The organism is Floricoccus penangensis, assembly GCF_001832885.1.
Lineage (GTDB): Bacteria > Bacillota > Bacilli > Lactobacillales > Streptococcaceae > Floricoccus > Floricoccus penangensis.
Genome location: NZ_MKIQ01000010.1, coordinates 1 through 1,433, shown reverse-complemented (window position 1 = coordinate 1,433; position 1,433 = coordinate 1). Strand labels below are relative to the sequence as shown.

Genomic DNA, 1,433 nt, shown 5'->3' with positions numbered 1-1,433 from the left:
CCTGGAACTTCATCAAGCAAACCAGGTGAATCAACAGGCACAAGCACAGGAACTTCATCAAGCAAACCAGGTGAATCAACAGGCACAAGCACTGGAACTTCATCAAGTAGTGATGGATCAACTTCTGGAAGCAGTTCAAGCACAGATGATGGTGGAAATAAACCACTAGATCCAGTTAACCCAAACCCAAATCCTACTGATCCTAGTGAACCAAACAAACCACTAGACCCAGTTAAACCTGAACAAAAACCTGATCCAGTTCCAACACCAGATCCTGAGCCAAAACCAACTCCTGAAGATCCAGAAGAACATAAGGATGACAAGGCAGATAAGAATGGTTTAATTGAATCATATAACAAAGCATCTGAACTAGATAACACTAAATATACTGACGATTCATGGGCTGCATTAAAAGAAGCACGTGATGAAGCCAAAAAAGTTATTGATAACAAAGATGCAACTCAAGATCAAGTAGATGCAGCTAAGAAAAAACTTGACGATGCAATTTCAAAACTGGTTGAAAGACCAAAAACGGTTGAAATCAACAAGGATGAACTTAAGGCTGCATTAGATGATGCTAAATCTAAGAACCCAGATGACTATACAAAAGAAACTTGGGATAAAGTTAAAGATGCATATGACGAAGCAAACAATGTTTACAACGATAAAAATGCCACTCAAAAAGAAGTAGACGACGCAACTAAGAAACTTAATGATGCACTTAATGGTCTAACTGAAAAACCAGCTGATCAAAAAGTTAATAAAGATGAACTTAAGAATGCATTAGATGATGCTAAATCTAAAAACCCAGATGACTATACAAAAGAAACTTGGGATAAACTTAAAGATGCATATGATGAAGCTAACAAAGTTTATGGTGATCCAAATGCAACTCAAAAAGAAGTAGATGATGCTACTAAAAAACTTAAAGACACATTAGAAAATCTTGGAGAAAAACCAAGTAAACCATCCGATATTACGGTTAAACCAAATGATAAAGGTGGTTTTGACGTAGAAGGTAAGGGTGAACCTGGAACTAAGGTTGAAATTACTGACAAAGACGGCAACATAATCGGAACTGGAACAGTAGATAAAGATGGAAACATTCATGTTGAAATTCCAAAAGATAAAGTTAAACCAGGTGATAAACTTGATGTAACTGTTACTGATAAAGATGGTAATAAATCTGATAAGACAGAAGTAACTATTCCAGAAGATTCTAAAGATGCTCTAGATAAAGCAAAAGAAGATGCTAAGAAAGAAATCGATAAGCTTCCAAACATAAGTAAAGAAGATAAAGATAAAGCAAAAGACGCAATCGATGGAGCAAAAGATAAAGATGCTATCGATAAGATTGTAGACGATGCTAAGAAGCAAGATCAAGCTGAAAAAGATAAAGAAGATAAAGATAAAGCAGAAAAAGATACAATAGA

Annotated in this window: 1 protein-coding gene; it reads left to right on the top strand. The window is 35.5% G+C overall.

Going from position 1 to position 1,433, the window contains the following annotated elements; all coding sequences use genetic code 11:
• The coding region (locus BG262_RS03180) for an Ig-like domain-containing protein (protein WP_173861957.1) at positions 1-1,433 on the top strand (1,433 nt) is incomplete at both ends.